The following is a 15,837-nucleotide window of genomic DNA, read 5'->3' as shown; positions in this document are numbered from 1 at the left end:
TGCACCATAAACTGGCCATTGTCGCAATTGATAGACTTGAATTGAGTCGATAACTTTGGATAATGCCGATCCGTTTCTTTTTTGTTTGGATAGTTATTAGCATGAGCGAAGTTTCAAAGAAGTCAGGTGAAGTGACCCTGACCGAATTTACCGAAGATGGCAAACTGGTTCGTAAGATCCGTAGCTTTGTCCGTCGTGAAGGCCGTTTAACTAAGGGCCAAGAACATGCGATGGAAAACAATTGGCCAACTATGGGTATTGATTTCGCCAAGCAAATGCTGGACTGGAAAGAAGTATATAACCGTGAAGCGCCAGTCGTGTTGGAAATTGGTTTTGGTATGGGGGCATCATTAGTTGAAATGGCTAAAAATGCCCCTGAGAAAAACTTTATTGGGATCGAAGTACATAGCCCAGGTGTGGGTGCGTGTCTAATGGGGGCGGAAGATGCGGGTTTAACTAACCTTCGTGTAATGTGTCACGATGGCGTTGAAGTGTTTGAATACATGATCCCTGATGGTAGTTTAGATACCGTACAGCTATTCTTCCCAGACCCATGGCATAAAGCACGTCACCATAAGCGTCGTATTGTTCAGCCTGAATTTGCTGAAATGCTGCGTAAAAAGCTTAAAATTGGCGGTATTTTCCACATGGCAACTGACTGGGAAAACTACGCTGAGCATATGGTTGAAGTGATGGATGCAGCGCCTGGTTACCGTAATACGGCAACAAACGGTGCTTATATTGATCGTCCAGAAGATCGCCCATTAACCAAATTCGAAGCTCGTGGTCACCGCTTAGGTCACGGCGTTTGGGATATGAAGTACGAGCGTACTGAATAATTTCTCTTTGGTATTATATGCTGAAGAAATAAGACATTATTGATTTAATGACGCTTGGTTAAATCAATGAAAAAGCCAACCTTGTGTTGGCTTTTTTTCCCCTTGGAGAAAGAGCTATGAAGCCAACAGCTACACTGCTAAATGAAATATTAGATGAAGTGAGACCATTGATAGGTCAAGGAAAAGTGGCTGACTATATTCCGGCTTTAGCTAACGTACCTGCGAGTAAATTAGGTATAGCAGTGTGCTATAACGACGGAGAAATTATTCAGGCGGGTGATAGCCAAGAAGGTTTTTCTATTCAATCTATCTCTAAGGTGTTGTCGTTAACACTTGCAATGACCTTATATGAATCGGAAGAGTTGTGGTCTCGAGTTGGAAAAGAGCCATCAGGTCAAGCGTTTAACTCCATGATCCAGCTTGAGCTAGAAAAAGGCATCCCACGTAATCCGTTTATTAACCCAGGTGCGATTGTGGTGTCGGATTTACTGCATAGTCGTTTATGTGCACCGCAATACCGGATGTTGGAATTGGTACGAGAGCTTTCTTGTAATCCGAATATTGTCTACGACAAAGTCGTCGCTAGCTCTGAAATGCAACATAGCGATCGTAATGCTTCCATTGCTTATTTAATGCGTTCATTCGGTAACTTTGATAATGAAGTGATGCCAGTGCTCACTAATTATTTTAGTTATTGTGCGCTCAAGATGAGTTGTGTCGATCTCGCCAGAACATTTAGCTATTTAGCAAATAAAGGGCTTCCTTTAGGCGCGAAAAAAAGAATTATCAGCCAAACTCAAAGTAAGCATATAAATGCATTGCTTGCGACTTGTGGTTTGTATGATGGCGCAGGTGAATTTGCCTATCGTGTTGGTATGCCAGGAAAGTCTGGCGTAGGTGGTGGTATTGTTGCGATTGTACCGGGTGAGATGACGATTGCAGTATGGTCGCCAGAACTTGATCAATCCGGTAATTCTGTTGCAGGGACTGCAGCGTTAGAGAAATTATCTGAGCGTATTGGACGTTCTATTTTTTAGTGAGCCCGTATACATAAACCGCGAGGCTCACATTAGGGGGAGAATCGTATGTTAATGAATAAGGGGTTTCACGAATTAAAAACATCGATATTAGGCGCAATAGTAGCGATGTTCAGTTTCTTTACGGTATCGGCTCATGCGGTTGAATGTGAGCCACTATGGCATAACTCACTGAGTTTAAATGAAGGACGGTTAACCTTAGTACAAGGTAAACAAGAATTTATTGTGGATGCTAAAGGGCGGATGTTTTTCGATGTACATAAGGTCGCACTGAATCCTAAACAAACACAATTATTATCGGACTATTACGAGCTTTTAGATAATGACTTGCCCTATTTGTTGTCGCATTCTCAGCGTATTGATAAGCAAGTGTGTGAATTTGTTTCGCTACGAATAGAACAAGAACAACGGTTGCAAGATGCGATTCCTGCATTAAAAAACTGGCGTAGCGTCACGTTAAATTAGTTAGTATCTAACCAGAGAAAAACGAGCACTGTGAATAACATAGTGCTCGTTTTTTTATTAGATATTATTCGTTATCATCGTCAACGAAGGCGGCTAGGAGATCATTTAAGAACAATTTACCGTGCTCGGTGATTTGCCAATGATCGCCCGTATCTTGGAGATAGTTTTGCGCTATCGCCCAATCAATTGTCGGTTCTATGGTTGTTAACGCTAAACCTGTTCTTGCGACAAAATCTTGCTTTGGACAGGATTCTAATAAACGAAAACGATTCATAAAGAACTCGAATGGACGTTCACCATCAGCAACCTTATTCTCTTGCGTTAAATACGGCTTATCCGCTTGTAAATATCCACGAGGGTGTTTGACTTTAACGGTACGGATGATTTGCCCATCAGCTAAACTGATTTTGCCATGTGCGCCACAACCAATACCAAGGTAATCACCAAAACGCCAGTAGTTAAGGTTATGCTGACATTGTTTTCCCGGCTTGCTATAGCCTGATATTTCATATTGCTGATAACCGGCTTCTGTTAAAAGCTGATGACCTTGCTCAAAAATATCCCACAAGTCGTCATCATCAGGCAATGTCGGTGGTTTTGAGTAATACAGGGTATTGGGTTCAATTGTCAGCTGGTACCAAGACAAGTGCGGTGGATCGAGTGCGATCGCTTGTTTTAAATCACTGATCGCATCACTCACGCTTTGATCCGGTAAGCCATGCATAAGATCGACATTAAAGCTGTTTAATCCCGCTTTCTTTGCAAGGCCAGCTGCACGAATTGCTTCATCTGCGCCATGAATACGGCCAAGACGTTCGAGTTTTTCATTTTGAAAACTTTGAATACCAATAGAAATACGGTTTACACCAGCTTGGCGATAAGCTTCAAAACGACCCGCCTCTACTGTGCCAGGGTTGGCTTCCATAGTAATTTCAATATCATCACTAAATGGAATGCGTTGCTCAATGGCTTTTAATAAACGACCGATCTCACTTGGAGAGATCAAGCTAGGCGTCCCTCCACCAATAAAAATTGAGTGGAGAGGTCGTGCTCCATTGATTAACTGATAAGCGCTAAGATCGGTTTCTAAGTCGTCAATTAAGGCATCAATATAATCAAGCTCAGGAAGATCTGTCTTTAAGGCGTGAGAGTTGAAATCACAATAAGGACATTTTTGTACACACCAAGGGATGTGGACATATAAACTCAGTGGTGGAGGTACAAGCATTTAATCGGCCTTTAATGCGCTAAACAATTGCTGTAGTGCTTTACCACGGTGTGATAGTTGCTTTTTACGAGCAGGTGGAAGTTGAGCTGAAGCACATTGATCTTCAGGTACCCAAAATACCGGATCGTAACCAAAACCATTTTCGCCATGACGTTCAGTTAAGATGCTGCCTTCCCAAGAGCCATGGCAAACCAGTGGAGTAGGATCGTTTTCATGACGCATCATCACTAGCACACAATGGAAACGTGCAGTACGTTGCTCGGCAGGGACATCTTTCATTTCTGCAAGTAGTTTATCAATGTTGTCAGCATCTGATGCGTCTTCACCGGCAAAACGTGCAGAATAAATACCAGGAGCGCCGTTGAGGTAATCAACTTCTAAGCCAGAGTCATCGGCAATGGCTGGAAGGCCCGTTTCCTTTGCGGCATGGCGCGCTTTAATGATCGCATTTTCAATAAATGTGGTGCCCGTTTCAGCAACGGATGAAACGTTATAATCACTTTGCGCGACTACATCAAAACCAAAATCAGCCAGTAAATCGGCCATTTCTTTCACTTTGCCTTGGTTGCCTGTTGCTAGTACAAGTTTACTCATTTTGATGCCTTTTGAACGTCAAGCTATGTAATATTGGCGGCTATAATAACGGTTGTTATCGTAATAAAAAAGGCGCGAGTGCGCCTAGTGATTGTAGAAGAGATTGATGCTCAAGTGGTTACTTGTCAACGAAGAAGGTCTGCTTAAAGATCAGTGTTTCTTTTTTACCGTTAGAGTAAATAGTGATCGTAAAATTAAACGTTTCATCATTAGTGTGTTTAAATTCAGCAAGGTAATAAATTGATTTACCTTCTTTTATTTCTCTAAAATTTAACTTCTTTTGCTGCCCTAATACATTACGAGCAATACCGGTTAATTGTGCTTTAACCGCTGTTTTTTCTTCTTTACTGGTATCAAGAATTGCAATATTGACCAAGGCACTGTAACGGCTACGCTGAATTTTATAGTGGCTGGCAATCTCTGGGGTTAAAAATGTTGAGGCAAAACTAGAATAATGTACTTCTAAGTCGCCAAATTTTTTGAATTGTCCGGCATGGCTAGGTAGCGTGAAAACGAGCAGTAGCAGGCTGAGTAATATTTTCATGAACGATCCTTATCTTTCAGTGAGTCACTGAAGTATTTCCTTTCTGTCTCGATGTGTTGCTTGACTTGATGATTGTAGTTAAGAGTAAGGGGATAAAAAAAGCGAATATCGGTGATTGATATTCGCTTTATTGAACCAATCAAATTACATGATGGTGGCGATCTCTGAGGGAATAACTTTCGGGGCTTCAATCCGAATTTGTTTGTGCCGACCTTGTAAGCCTTTTTCTACATGAATTAGCCCCTTAGCGACCTTAAATTGTTTTGCAAGGTACTTTACTAAATGGGCATTGGCTTTTCCGTCTACCGGTGGTGCGGTAATGGCAATTTTTACTTCGTTGCCATGCAAGCCAACGATCTGATCGCGGCTTGCTTTCGGTTGGATATAAAGTCGAATAATGAGATCGTCATCATCACGAAAGATGGTCTTTTCTGTCACAGCATGTACCACACGTTACCAACTAAAGAGCCCATCGCGTAGTTAGCAAATTGTAGTGCAATAAAGATCACTAGAACACTCAGATCTAAACCGCCCATTGCAGGAAGAACGCGGCGAACAGGTGCCATTAGTGGTTCTGTTAATTGGTGCATGACATATTCGATAGGGCTTCGACCTTGGCTAACCCAGCTTAAGATTGCACGGATCAATAGTACCCAGAACAATAAACTACCAGCTGCTTTTAATAATGCTAATAGCCCTAAGAACAGGAAGCTTGGTTCAAAGGAAAAACCACCACTGCTGATTGAAATAATGATGATAAATTTAGCGACACACAGTACATAAGCAAACAGTACCGTTGCCATATCTAGCGAACCAATTGATGGAATCACGCGGCGTAATGGCGCAACGATCGGTTGAGTCGCTTTAACAATAAATTGTGAGAAGGGATTATAAAAGTCTGCACGAGACCATTGTAACCAAACTCGTAATAATACGACCATGATGTAAAGATCAAAGCCGGTTTGAACTAGATAAACGAAAGGATTCATAGATAAACCTTAAAACAATTGTTCCATTTCTTTAGCTCGAGATACGGCTGCTTGCATCGCTTTAGCAACAATATCTGAGAATTGATGTTGATTAAATGTATTAATAGCTTCAGCTGTCGTGCCACCTTTTGAAGTGACTTGATCACGTAGTGTCGACAATGAAGTATCTGGATTCGCTTTTACTAATTCAGCGGCACCTAAAGCGGCTTGCTGAACCAGTAAGCGCGCAGTATCGGCATCAAACCCTTGGTTCATCGCTTCTTGCTGCATTGCTTCCATAAACAAAAAGAAGTAGGCGGGAGCACTGCCTGCTGCGGCAATAATACCATTGATACCTGATTCTTCTTGTACCCAACAAATTTCGCCTACGGCTTGTAATAGTTGAGTGGCAAATAATCGGTCGGTTTCTGTGAGTTGTGGGTTTGCATATAAGCCGCTCATCCCCTTACCAATTAAAGAGGGAGTATTTGGCATTACACGAACCAATTCAACTTGCTGGCCTAACATTTCACATAAGCGCTCGCAATTAATGCCAGCGGCAATAGAAATCACTAATTTTCCCGCAAAGTTAATGTCTTGCAGTGGTTTACACACTTCTTCCATAAGTTGTGGTTTAACCGCAAGAACAACAACATCAGCATCTTGAGCAGCGTTTAGGTTATCGCTAGTGGTATGAATACCAAAGTCACGCGCTAAAGGTTCACGGCGAGCATCGCTAGGGGCGGTGGCCGTAATCTTTTTTGCATCGTAACCGCTAGCAACTAATCCTGCGATAATTGAGCGAGCCATATTACCTGCCCCAATAAAAGCAATTGAGCGTTGTTCCATGTAAAATCCTTATAAATAGGTACAAACTTAATGTTTTTTACCTTAATTGAGCTGTTGTTATCATGAACAGTACGAATATTAGTAATTATTCTTTGTTACCGTAATCACGAGCACCAAAAATCGCGGTGCCAATACGAACAATTGTACTACCTGCTGCAATTGCCGCTTCCATATCACCACTCATTCCCATTGATAATGTATCAACATTGGGATAAGTCAATTTCAACTGTTCTAGTGTATCAGCCAACGCTTTAAAAGTGGCAAATTGGCTGTCGTAATCTGTGGCCGGTTGTGGAATCGACATTAAACCGCGCAGTTCAATATTTGGCATTGCAGCTATTTCTGCGGCCAGTGCAGGCACTTCAGCCAAGGTTATTCCCGATTTTGTTGCCTCAGCGCTGCTATTAACTTGCAGTAAAACTTGCAGCGGTGCCATTGACGTTGGACGTTGATCGCTTAAACGTTTTGCTGTTTTTATACGATCAATAGAGTGCACCCAATCAAAATGCTCTGCGACAAGGCGAGTTTTATTAGATTGGATCGGCCCAATAAAATGCCATACAAGCAAGTTTTTCTCCGGATGGCTCGCAAAGTGATTAACCTTATCAACACCTTCCTGTACGTAGTTTTCGCCAAAGGCATACTGGCCTGCAGTAATGGCTTCTTCGATCGCTTCCACTGGCTTGGTTTTACTTACTGCCAATAGTTGCACGGAATCTGCAGCCCTGCCGCATTTTTCAGTTGCTAAGGTGATCTGGTTGATGACCTCAGCAATATTTTGTTTGATACTAGTCATAATTGATTCTTGGGGAAAATTTATGGATATCACCGAATTACTGGATTTTAGTGTAAAGCATAACGCATCGGATCTACATCTTTCTGCAGGTGTTCCACCGATAATTCGTGTTGATGGCGATGTTAGAAAGCTCAGTATGCCAGCACTTGATCACAGTGAAGTACACCGTTTAGTGTTTGACATTATGAACGATGCCCAGCGCCGTGAGTATGAAGAAAACTTAGAAGTCGATTTTTCATTTGAAATTCCCGACATCGGTCGCTTCAGGGTTAATGCTTTTCATCAGTCTCGTGGTTGTTCGGCGGTGTTTCGAACCATTCCTATTCATATTCCAACATTGGAATCGTTAAACGTTCCTGATGTTTTTTATGATATTGCCCAGCTTTCACGTGGCTTGGTATTAGTAACAGGTGCGACTGGCTCGGGTAAATCGACCACCATTGCTGCGTTAGTTGATTATATCAATACCAACTATAACCGTCATATTCTGACGATTGAAGATCCGATTGAATTTGTTCACAGCAGTAAACGTTGTTTGATCAACCAGCGAGAAGTGCACCGTGACACATTGGGCTTCCAAAACGCACTGCGTTCAGCACTGCGTGAAGATCCCGATGTGATTTTAGTGGGTGAGCTTCGTGATCAGGAAACGATCAGTTTAGCGTTAACCGCTGCTGAAACGGGGCACTTAGTTTTAGGTACCTTGCATACCAGTTCTGCGGCAAAGACGGTCGATCGTATCATTGATGTTTTCCCTGGTAGTGATAAATCCATGGTTCGTTCTATGTTATCGGAATCGTTACGCGCAGTGATATCACAAAGCTTATTAAAGTGTGTGAGCGGTGGTCGTGTAGCCAGCCATGAAATTATGATGGCAACACCTGCGATTCGTAACTTGATCCGTGAAGATAAAGTCGCACAAATGTTTTCAATGATCCAAACCGGCTCATCGATGGGAATGCAAACCATGGAGCAAAGCGTGAAGATGCTGGTGGCAAAAGGCTTAGTTGAAGCTGAAGAAGGTCGCCGTATTGTTGATACCAGTCAGCGCGGTTTCTAATAACACCTCAGGTTTAACGAGGTAGGAAAAGAGATGAATTTAGATAGTATATTAGCGCAAATGGTTGAGCGTAAAGCGTCGGATTTATATATCACCGTCGGCTCAGCATGCTTACTGAAAGTTGATGGCAACTTACATCATCTTGGCGAATTACTTGATCGCGCAGCAGTGGATTCGTTGTTCCACGAAGCGATGGACGATGAGCAATATAAAGAATTTGTTGCGACCCGTGAGGCCAATTTTGCGATTGTCCGTAATGGTTGTCGTTTTCGATTAAGTGCATTTTGGCAACGTGAATTACCCGGTATTGTGGTCCGTCGAATCGAAACCAAGATACCGAATATTCATGAGCTTAACCTACCGCTGGATATGGAAAGATTAGCACTGGCTAAACGTGGTTTAGTACTGGTGGTTGGGGCGACAGGCTCGGGTAAGTCGACATCAATGGCGGCAATGACGGGGTTTAGAAATCAAAACCGCAGTGGACATATTTTAACGGTTGAAGATCCAATTGAGTTTATCCATGAACATAATAAATGCATCATAACTCAGCGTGAGGTTGGGCTTGATACTGCCAGTTATGAAGTGGCATTGAAAAACTCACTACGTCAAGCTCCAGATATGATCTTGATCGGCGAGATCCGAAGTCGTGAGACGATGGAATATGCGATGACGTTTGCCGAAACAGGGCACTTGTGTATGGCAACACTACACGCGAATAACGCCAACCAAGCACTTGAACGTATTCTTCATCTTGTACCAAAAGAGCGACGTGAGCAGTTTTTGTTTGATCTGTCGTTAAACCTGAAATGTATTTTAGCACAACAGTTGATCCCTGATGCCAATGGTGTCGGACGACATGGTGTTTATGAACTGCTGCTCAATACGCCACGTGTCGCTGATTTGATCCGTCGCGGTGAGTTACATGAAATTAAAGATGTGATGGCAAAATCAAATCAGGCTGGAATGGTGACGTTTGATCAATCGTTATATGCATTATTTCGAGATGGGAAAATCACCGAGCAAGATGCACTGCACCACGCTGATTCACCGAATGATCTTCGCTTAATGATTAAAGTGGGTGATCCTAATAATAAAACGTCAAACAGTACCAGTACGCTATCTGGGGTGAAATTAGATCTTCAGTAATATGCTTGTGATGATCATAACGCATTAGGATCATCATAAACTAGTTACTTATATTTAATGCTTTATTTGAGTTTTATTTTAACCTATTGAATTTTATTGAAAATCATTTAAATTATTTTAGTGATAATTGTCGGAACAGCTTTTGAGTTCAAGAGGTACAAAAGCTGTACAAGCTGTACAAACAAGAAACAGCAAGGCCTTGAAGGAGGATCTTAGTACAGGTTTTGATCGTGTTTAGCTTTATGATGATCAATAAGAAAAAAGCTGTACAAGGTTCGACAATTGTTAGATTTTAGATAATAAAAAAGACAAGTACCTCAACAGCACTTGTCTTTTTTGTTTTAGAAACTTGTAATATTAAGCGCTGTATTGACGTTCAAACCAGCTTTCTAAAATAACGACAGCAGATTGTGAGTCGATATTACCTTTACTTAATGAGCGATAACCACCACGCTCAAACAGTTCTGCTTTTGCTTCAACAGTACTTAAACGTTCATCGTGTAGTTCAACTTGGCAACCAAAACGACCATGTAAGCGATTAGCAAATTTTTTCGCCCGTGGTGTAATGCTTTCAAGCTCTTTACCTTCAAGGTCTAAAGGTAATCCTACAACGACTAAATCAGGTAGCCATTCTTTTAAAATCTTTTCAATATCATCCCAATTGGGGATGCCATCTTTGGCTTTTAAAGCGGCAAGGGGAGTAGCGGTTCCTGTCAGCTCTTGACCAATAGCAACACCAATACTTTTGGTGCCGTAATCAAAACCTAATACACTGCGAGATTGACTCATGCGTGACCTATATCTAAAGAAAGGTTTGCTGGTGTAAAGCCAAGTTTTTCAATTGCTTTATGCCAACGTTCGTCGATAGGAGTGGAAAAAATAATGGTGTCATCTGCTTCAATGGTGAGCCAATTGTTATCAACCAGTTCTTGCTCTAATTGCCCCGCATCCCATCCGGCATAACCTAGCGCGACCAGAAATTGGTTTGGCGCTTGTGCAGTACCTAGCTCAGATAAAATATCCAGTGAGGTGGTCACGGCTAATTCGTTATTCACAGGTAAACTTGAGCTATATTCACCTTTCGTGGTGTGAAGTACAAAACCACGATCTTCAGAAACGGGTCCACCATTAAGTACCAGTGATTCTAAGCTAATAGGATCGGCAACAGGTAGCTTTCTCTCAACTTCTATTTGCTCCAACATATCAGCAATAGAAATATCGATAGGTTGGTTAATAATGATCCCCATTGCGCCTTCATTATTATGCTCACAAAGATAAATAACACTTTGCTTAAATTGAGGATCTTGCATAGTGGGCATCGCCACTAAAAAGTGGTTGGTCAAATTCATCTACAACACCAGAGTTTGATACAAATCAGCGAGCGTTCACTCGTTACTGATAGGTAAAAAAGCAGCGACATTGCCGCTGCATTCTTAATTTGAGTATGGTTGATGATTGTCAGTAAAGCGATATTACTTCGCGTTTACTCGACGTTCGATAGCATCCATTAATTTACCTGTAATTGAGATATCAAAAGCCGCTTCAATCTCGCGGATACAGGTTGGGCTAGTCACATTAATTTCCGTTAGCTTGTCACCAATCACATCAAGTCCAACAAAAATGAGGCCTTTTTCTTTTAGAGCTGGCGCAACGGTTTCTGCGATCTTACGATCAGTTTCACTGATTGGACGCGCTTCACCACGTCCGCCAGCAGCTAAGTTACCGCGAGTTTCCCCTTTAGCAGGAATACGTGCTAGGCAGTAAGGCATAGGCTCGCCATCAACCACTAAGATACGCTTATCACCATTACTAATATCAGGAACAAAGGTTTGTGCCATGCAGTAGTTTTGGCCCATATTAGTTAGCGTTTCAATGATAACCGATACGTTAGGATCGCCTTTCATTACACGGAAAATTGACGAACCACCCATACCATCAAGTGGCTTTAAGATCACATCTCCGTGCTCTTGGTGGAAGGCTTTTAGTTTCTCGGCGCGACGAGTAACAATAGTGGTTGGTGTTAGCTCAGGGAACCATGCCGTAAACAGCTTTTCATTACAGTCACGTAGGCTTTGTGGCTTGTTTACAATCAGAGCGCCATTATCTTCGGCACGCTCAAGGATGTAAGTCGCGTAAATATATTCAGTATCGAAAGGAGGATCTTTTCGCATTAGTACAGCATCAAGATCTGATAATTCAATTTCTTGCTCGCTGTGAAAATCAAACCAGTGATCAGGATCTTGTTGTACTGTGACGACACGCGTACGGGCAATCGCTTTACCTTGCTCTAAAGATAGATCATTCATTTCCATGTAATGAATTTCCCAGCCGCGACGCTGAGCTTCTAACATCATAGCAAAGCTAGAATCTTTCTTGATATTGATAGACTCGATAGGGTCCATCACGATACCCAGTTTGATCATTGTGTTCTCCTAATCTCTAATTTAGCCTAAATCACCGAAGCGTACTTGCAGTGCGGTGATGGCTGTCATTGCGGTGGTTTCGGTACGAAGTACGCGAGGCCCCAGCAAAATTTCATCAAATTTATATTGTTCTGTCATGCTGATTTCATCAGCAGATAAACCGCCTTCAGGGCCAATCAATAAACGAACATTAGTGACTGGTGTTGGAAGCGTGTTTATCGAATAATTAGCGCGAGGGTGTAAGTTGAGCTTTAGACCATCATATTCTTCAGCACACCATTGTTCCAGTTTCATCACTGGGCGAATAGTAGGGACAACATTACGACCACATTGCTCACAAGCTGCAATGGCGATTTTTTGCCACTGTTCGAGTTTTTTTTCAAAACGTTCAGCATTTAATTTAACGCCACATCGTTCTGAAATTAGCGGTGTAATGGTATTCACCCCTAACTCGACAGATTTTTGAATGGTGAATTCCATTTTATCACCACGTGAAATCACCTGACCTAAATGGATATCTAGTGGGGATTCAATACTGTGTTCAACCCGAGATTGGATTTCTACTTCAACGCTTTTTTTACTTGCGTTGGTGATAACGGCGGGAAACTCTGCATTACTGCCGTCAAACATTAATAGCTCTTGGCCTACTTGCATACGCATAACGCGACCAACATGGTTAGCAGCATCGTCACTGAGCATTACCTTGCCGTGAGAAGGTAAAGATTCTGGATGATAAATACGTGGAATTCTCATAATGCGGTCATCTATGCAATAAAAAAAGAGTAATGACGAATCTTAACATGGATGAGCAATTCGCCAATTATTCAGGCTTAAATAAAACATGTTATTTCTATCGCAACATGTTTGTTATGGTTAGAGAGAGCCATAAAAATGTTATGTATGCTCTCTCATACATAACAAGTTACGGTGCTGAAACGTTTTAGGCGCATCGACTCGCGAGGATTGGATTAACATTGCCTTGGATCTTTTCAATCTTAGCTGCACGTTCACATTCCCACTTAGATACAGGGTACTGTTTATCCCAACTATTCATTAATTGGCGTTGTTGACGACTCATTTTATATTTTGGATATACGGCTTCAAAATACATATAGGTACGAGCAATCACCCCGCGAGCACGCTCGGGCGGTTGAGCATCATGATCCTTTTTATCAATGATCATGTCGCAACTACCAAATGAACGATAATTCTTGCTGTTGGTTTTAGGCAGCATTACATAATTATAGTTTTGCCTTGCAGCATTAACGGCGCCAATGGCAGGGTATAAATTATAAAGGTCGGATTGCATTAAGCGGTATTCGTTATTGGCTTTTTCTGCACATTTACGGCCTTTAAAGGCTTTTCCTTTACTATCAACACAAACGGCAGCACCTTCACGCCATTCACTAAAAGCACGACCAAAGTTCTCGGCTGGAACGACATGCTCCGCTTCCCAGCGTTTAACGCGTTTTTTATACACTTCAGTAGAAAAACCGGAGGGTAATGTCACGTATTTTTTATTGTTGAAATCAGCACCACAGTAAATGGTTTTCATGTCTTGAGGAGAAATATAAATTTCCGTTTGCATGATTTTTTTTGCTTTGCTGAAAGAGGGATTAGTCGTGTTGCCAAGTTCGCTTGGCTTATAAGAGGTCGCAAATGCGGTAACAGGTAATAGTAGGGCAATAGCAAAACAGCTTGAGATACGTGTCATGAATGTAGTTCATTAATTATTTATCGTATCACTAGCTTACTGATATTTTTCTCTTTGAGAAGCGTGTCGCAATTATTTGTAACTGTGCTTTTTGATTATTTTCATACAGAATCGTACGCTACTGAGGCGAATACACCAAAACTTCACGGCATCGGCGACAATGGTAGTTGGCTTGTCCACGTAAGATACGGTTGTGCCGGCGAATAGTTAACGGATATTCGCTACAGCTACATTTATAGAGATAAGTGTCACCTGAGACTGAGCTGACATCAAAGCGATGTGTTGTTCTTGGTGCTACTTGAAACACTTCTCGCATGATCAATTGCCACTCTCTACCATGCGGTTTTACCCGGCCAAACAGTTTAAACACAATTAAATGTGCCACTTCGTGTGGAACAACTTCGTCTAGAAAAGCGTCTGCGTTTTCATTGAGTAAAACTGGGTTAAAACGGACTTCCCAGCTTTGTAAGCGTGCACTTCCCGCAATTTTCCCTCGTTGGGTAAAAGTCACCGTCGGCATTTTTAAACGTTTATTAAGGCGTTGATTGGCGGTTTTGATGGCGTGTTCGACACGTTTGATAACTTGTTGTTGCAGTGAATTCATTGTTACTCGTTCTTGGTTATTGAGATCGGCACTATACACCGAAGATAACGCGCTGGCGAGAGTAGGGAAGCAAGGTGTTTTTATTGCACATAGATAAACGGCAAGTAATAAAAAAGGACGCCTAAGCGTCCTTTTTTGTGCACGATTAAGTGTATTACTTAATGTTTGCGAAATCGCGAAGTGCAGCCACTTTATCTGTTTTTTCCCAAGGGAACTCTTCACGACCAAAGTGACCGTAAGCTGCAGTCTTCTTATAGATTGGTTGTAGAAGATCTAGCATTTCTTGTAGGCCATATGGGCGTAGGTCGAAGTGCTGGCGTACAGCTTCAATGATGATCTCATGTGCTACTTTTTCAGTACCAAATGTTTCCACCATGATAGATGTAGGATCGGCTATACCAATAGCGTAAGAAAGTTGGATTTCACAACGATCTGCCATGCCAGCTGCGACGATATTTTTTGCTACATAACGTGCTGCATATGCTGCAGAGCGGTCAACTTTTGATGGATCTTTACCAGAGAAAGCACCACCACCGTGACGTGCAGCACCGCCGTAGGTATCGACGATGATCTTACGACCAGTCAAACCACAGTCACCCATTGGGCCACCGATAACGAAACGACCGGTTGGGTTGATAAAGAATTTTGTCTCTTTATTTAACCATTCCGCAGGCAGTACTGGTTTGATGATTTCTTCCATTACTGCTTCACGTAGATCAGACGTTGAAATTGAATCACTGTGCTGAGTTGATAGAACAACCGCATCAATACCAACAATTTTACCTTGATCGTAAGCGAACGTTACCTGAGATTTTGCATCAGGACGTAACCAAGGAAGCGTGCCGTTCTTACGTACTTCAGCTTGACGCTGAACTAAGCGGTGAGAGTAAGTGATTGGCGCAGGCATGAAGACTTCAGTTTCATTGGTTGCGTAACCAAACATGATACCTTGGTCACCAGCACCTTGTTCTTTTGGATCGGTTTTATCAACACCTTGGTTGATATCAGGAGACTGTTTACCGATGGTGTTCATTACTGCACAAGAGTTTGCATCAAAGCCCATATCTGAATGGACATAACCGATTTCACGTACGGTTTCACGTGTTAGCTCTTCAATATCAACCCAAGCAGATGTGGTGATCTCACCACCAACCATTACCATGCCGGTTTTTACGTAAGTTTCACAAGCTACACGCGCTTTAGGATCTTGTTCAATAATTGCATCCAATACAGCATCTGAAATTTGATCTGCAATTTTATCTGGATGACCTTCTGATACCGACTCAGAAGTGAATAAATGTTTTGCCATCGGTAGTCTCACTTTCTTTTGAATTTAGTCGCACGGTAGCGTTTATAACGCTGTTATATAGCTATATGTACGTTTGTATGTATAGAGCTACTTCCGTCTAGACGTCTATAATACATCGAGAACAGATAAAATCAACAATATGAAAACTAGGGTTTCTTATTGTATAAAAAAATTGAATAGCTCTATTGTGGTGGTTGATAGACATAGTTTTCATCTAACATGCTGATAAATAATTATATTTATCTTAAATGTTTACAC

Annotated in this window: 19 protein-coding genes; 5 read left to right on the top strand and 14 right to left on the bottom strand. The window is 41.9% G+C overall.

The window, feature by feature from the left end:
- The first annotated feature begins 101 nt into the window (after nt 1-101).
- The 3 genes from trmB to C9J42_RS10445 all read left to right on the top strand — a co-directional run bounded on the left by trmB (nt 102) and on the right by C9J42_RS10445 (nt 2,341).
- Nucleotides 102-839 carry a tRNA (guanosine(46)-N7)-methyltransferase TrmB gene (gene trmB, locus C9J42_RS10455; protein WP_045153679.1) on the top strand — a complete coding sequence of 246 codons (738 nt, stop codon included), beginning with the start codon at nt 102-104 and terminating at the stop codon, nt 837-839.
- A gap of 116 nt (nt 840-955) precedes the next feature.
- Entirely contained in the window at nt 956-1,876 is a 921-nt protein-coding gene (glsB, locus tag C9J42_RS10450; RefSeq protein ID WP_107206590.1) for a glutaminase B, read from the top strand.
- A gap of 48 nt (nt 1,877-1,924) precedes the next feature.
- Entirely contained in the window at nt 1,925-2,341 is a 417-nt protein-coding gene (locus C9J42_RS10445) for a hypothetical protein (protein ID WP_107206591.1), read from the top strand.
- A 64-nt stretch (nt 2,342-2,405) separates the two neighbouring features.
- Here C9J42_RS10445 and hemW read toward each other — a convergent pair whose 3' ends face one another.
- The 7 genes from hemW to C9J42_RS10410 all read right to left on the bottom strand — a co-directional run bounded on the left by hemW (nt 2,406) and on the right by C9J42_RS10410 (nt 7,320).
- Complete coding sequence (gene hemW / locus C9J42_RS10440) at nt 2,406-3,569, bottom strand: radical SAM family heme chaperone HemW (RefSeq protein WP_107301987.1); 1,164 nt, start codon at nt 3,567-3,569, stop codon at nt 2,406-2,408.
- Nucleotides 3,570-4,163 (bottom strand): XTP/dITP diphosphatase, encoded by a 594-nt coding sequence (locus C9J42_RS10435; RefSeq protein ID WP_045084464.1) that lies wholly within the window; start codon nt 4,161-4,163, stop codon nt 3,570-3,572. It abuts the gene before it with no gap.
- Between the two features lie 118 nt (nt 4,164-4,281).
- A complete protein-coding gene (locus C9J42_RS10430; RefSeq protein ID WP_107260181.1) occupies nt 4,282-4,707 on the bottom strand; it encodes a DUF4426 domain-containing protein in 426 nt (141 codons plus the stop codon).
- A gap of 144 nt (nt 4,708-4,851) precedes the next feature.
- On the bottom strand, nt 4,852-5,145 hold the full coding sequence (yggU, locus tag C9J42_RS10425) for a DUF167 family protein YggU (protein WP_005371336.1): 294 nt from the start codon (nt 5,143-5,145) through the stop codon (nt 4,852-4,854).
- Nucleotides 5,142-5,696, bottom strand: coding sequence for a YggT family protein (locus C9J42_RS10420; RefSeq protein ID WP_005371338.1), 555 nt, complete (start codon nt 5,694-5,696; stop codon nt 5,142-5,144). Before C9J42_RS10420 ends, yggU begins: the two co-directional genes overlap by 4 nt.
- Nucleotides 5,697-5,705: 9 nt before the next feature.
- Nucleotides 5,706-6,524: a pyrroline-5-carboxylate reductase gene (proC, locus tag C9J42_RS10415; RefSeq protein ID WP_107246365.1), complete on the bottom strand. Its 819-nt coding sequence runs from the start codon at nt 6,522-6,524 to the stop codon at nt 5,706-5,708.
- A gap of 85 nt (nt 6,525-6,609) precedes the next feature.
- Complete coding sequence (locus C9J42_RS10410) at nt 6,610-7,320, bottom strand: YggS family pyridoxal phosphate-dependent enzyme (protein ID WP_107206594.1); 711 nt, start codon at nt 7,318-7,320, stop codon at nt 6,610-6,612.
- A 22-nt stretch (nt 7,321-7,342) separates the two neighbouring features.
- Between C9J42_RS10410 and C9J42_RS10405 the strand changes: the two genes are divergently transcribed.
- On the top strand, nt 7,343-8,380 hold the full coding sequence (locus tag C9J42_RS10405) for a type IV pilus twitching motility protein PilT (protein WP_005371345.1): 1,038 nt from the start codon (nt 7,343-7,345) through the stop codon (nt 8,378-8,380).
- Nucleotides 8,381-8,413: 33 nt separating this feature from the next.
- Nucleotides 8,414-9,529, top strand: coding sequence for a PilT/PilU family type 4a pilus ATPase (locus C9J42_RS10400; RefSeq protein ID WP_107260179.1), 1,116 nt, complete (start codon nt 8,414-8,416; stop codon nt 9,527-9,529).
- Between the two features lie 357 nt (nt 9,530-9,886).
- Here the strand turns inward: C9J42_RS10400 and ruvX are convergent, their stop codons facing one another.
- From ruvX to metK, 7 genes are all read right to left on the bottom strand, one after another.
- Nucleotides 9,887-10,318 carry a Holliday junction resolvase RuvX gene (gene ruvX, locus C9J42_RS10395; protein ID WP_107206596.1) on the bottom strand — a complete coding sequence of 144 codons (432 nt, stop codon included), beginning with the start codon at nt 10,316-10,318 and terminating at the stop codon, nt 9,887-9,889.
- Nucleotides 10,315-10,878: a YqgE/AlgH family protein gene (locus tag C9J42_RS10390; RefSeq protein WP_107206597.1), complete on the bottom strand. Its 564-nt coding sequence runs from the start codon at nt 10,876-10,878 to the stop codon at nt 10,315-10,317. Before C9J42_RS10390 ends, ruvX begins: the two co-directional genes overlap by 4 nt.
- Before the next feature lie 123 nt (nt 10,879-11,001).
- On the bottom strand, nt 11,002-11,952 hold the full coding sequence (gshB, locus tag C9J42_RS10385) for a glutathione synthase (protein WP_107206598.1): 951 nt from the start codon (nt 11,950-11,952) through the stop codon (nt 11,002-11,004).
- Between the two features lie 21 nt (nt 11,953-11,973).
- On the bottom strand, nt 11,974-12,705 hold the full coding sequence (gene rsmE / locus C9J42_RS10380; protein WP_045084455.1) for a 16S rRNA (uracil(1498)-N(3))-methyltransferase: 732 nt from the start codon (nt 12,703-12,705) through the stop codon (nt 11,974-11,976).
- A 187-nt stretch (nt 12,706-12,892) separates the two neighbouring features.
- Nucleotides 12,893-13,666 carry an endonuclease gene (locus tag C9J42_RS10375; RefSeq protein WP_107206599.1) on the bottom strand — a complete coding sequence of 258 codons (774 nt, stop codon included), beginning with the start codon at nt 13,664-13,666 and terminating at the stop codon, nt 12,893-12,895.
- Between the two features lie 118 nt (nt 13,667-13,784).
- Nucleotides 13,785-14,270, bottom strand: a complete 486-nt coding sequence (locus C9J42_RS10370) for a SprT family zinc-dependent metalloprotease (RefSeq protein WP_107301986.1) — start codon at nt 14,268-14,270, stop codon at nt 13,785-13,787.
- A 154-nt stretch (nt 14,271-14,424) separates the two neighbouring features.
- A complete protein-coding gene (metK, locus tag C9J42_RS10365; protein ID WP_107206601.1) occupies nt 14,425-15,579 on the bottom strand; it encodes a methionine adenosyltransferase in 1,155 nt (384 codons plus the stop codon).
- Between the last annotated feature and the right edge of the window lie 258 nt (nt 15,580-15,837).

The organism is Photobacterium sp. GB-56 (assembly GCF_003026105.1).
Lineage (GTDB): Bacteria > Pseudomonadota > Gammaproteobacteria > Enterobacterales > Vibrionaceae > Photobacterium.
Note: the sequence above shows the minus strand (reverse complement) of the source record. Positions and strands in the feature narration are given on the sequence as shown.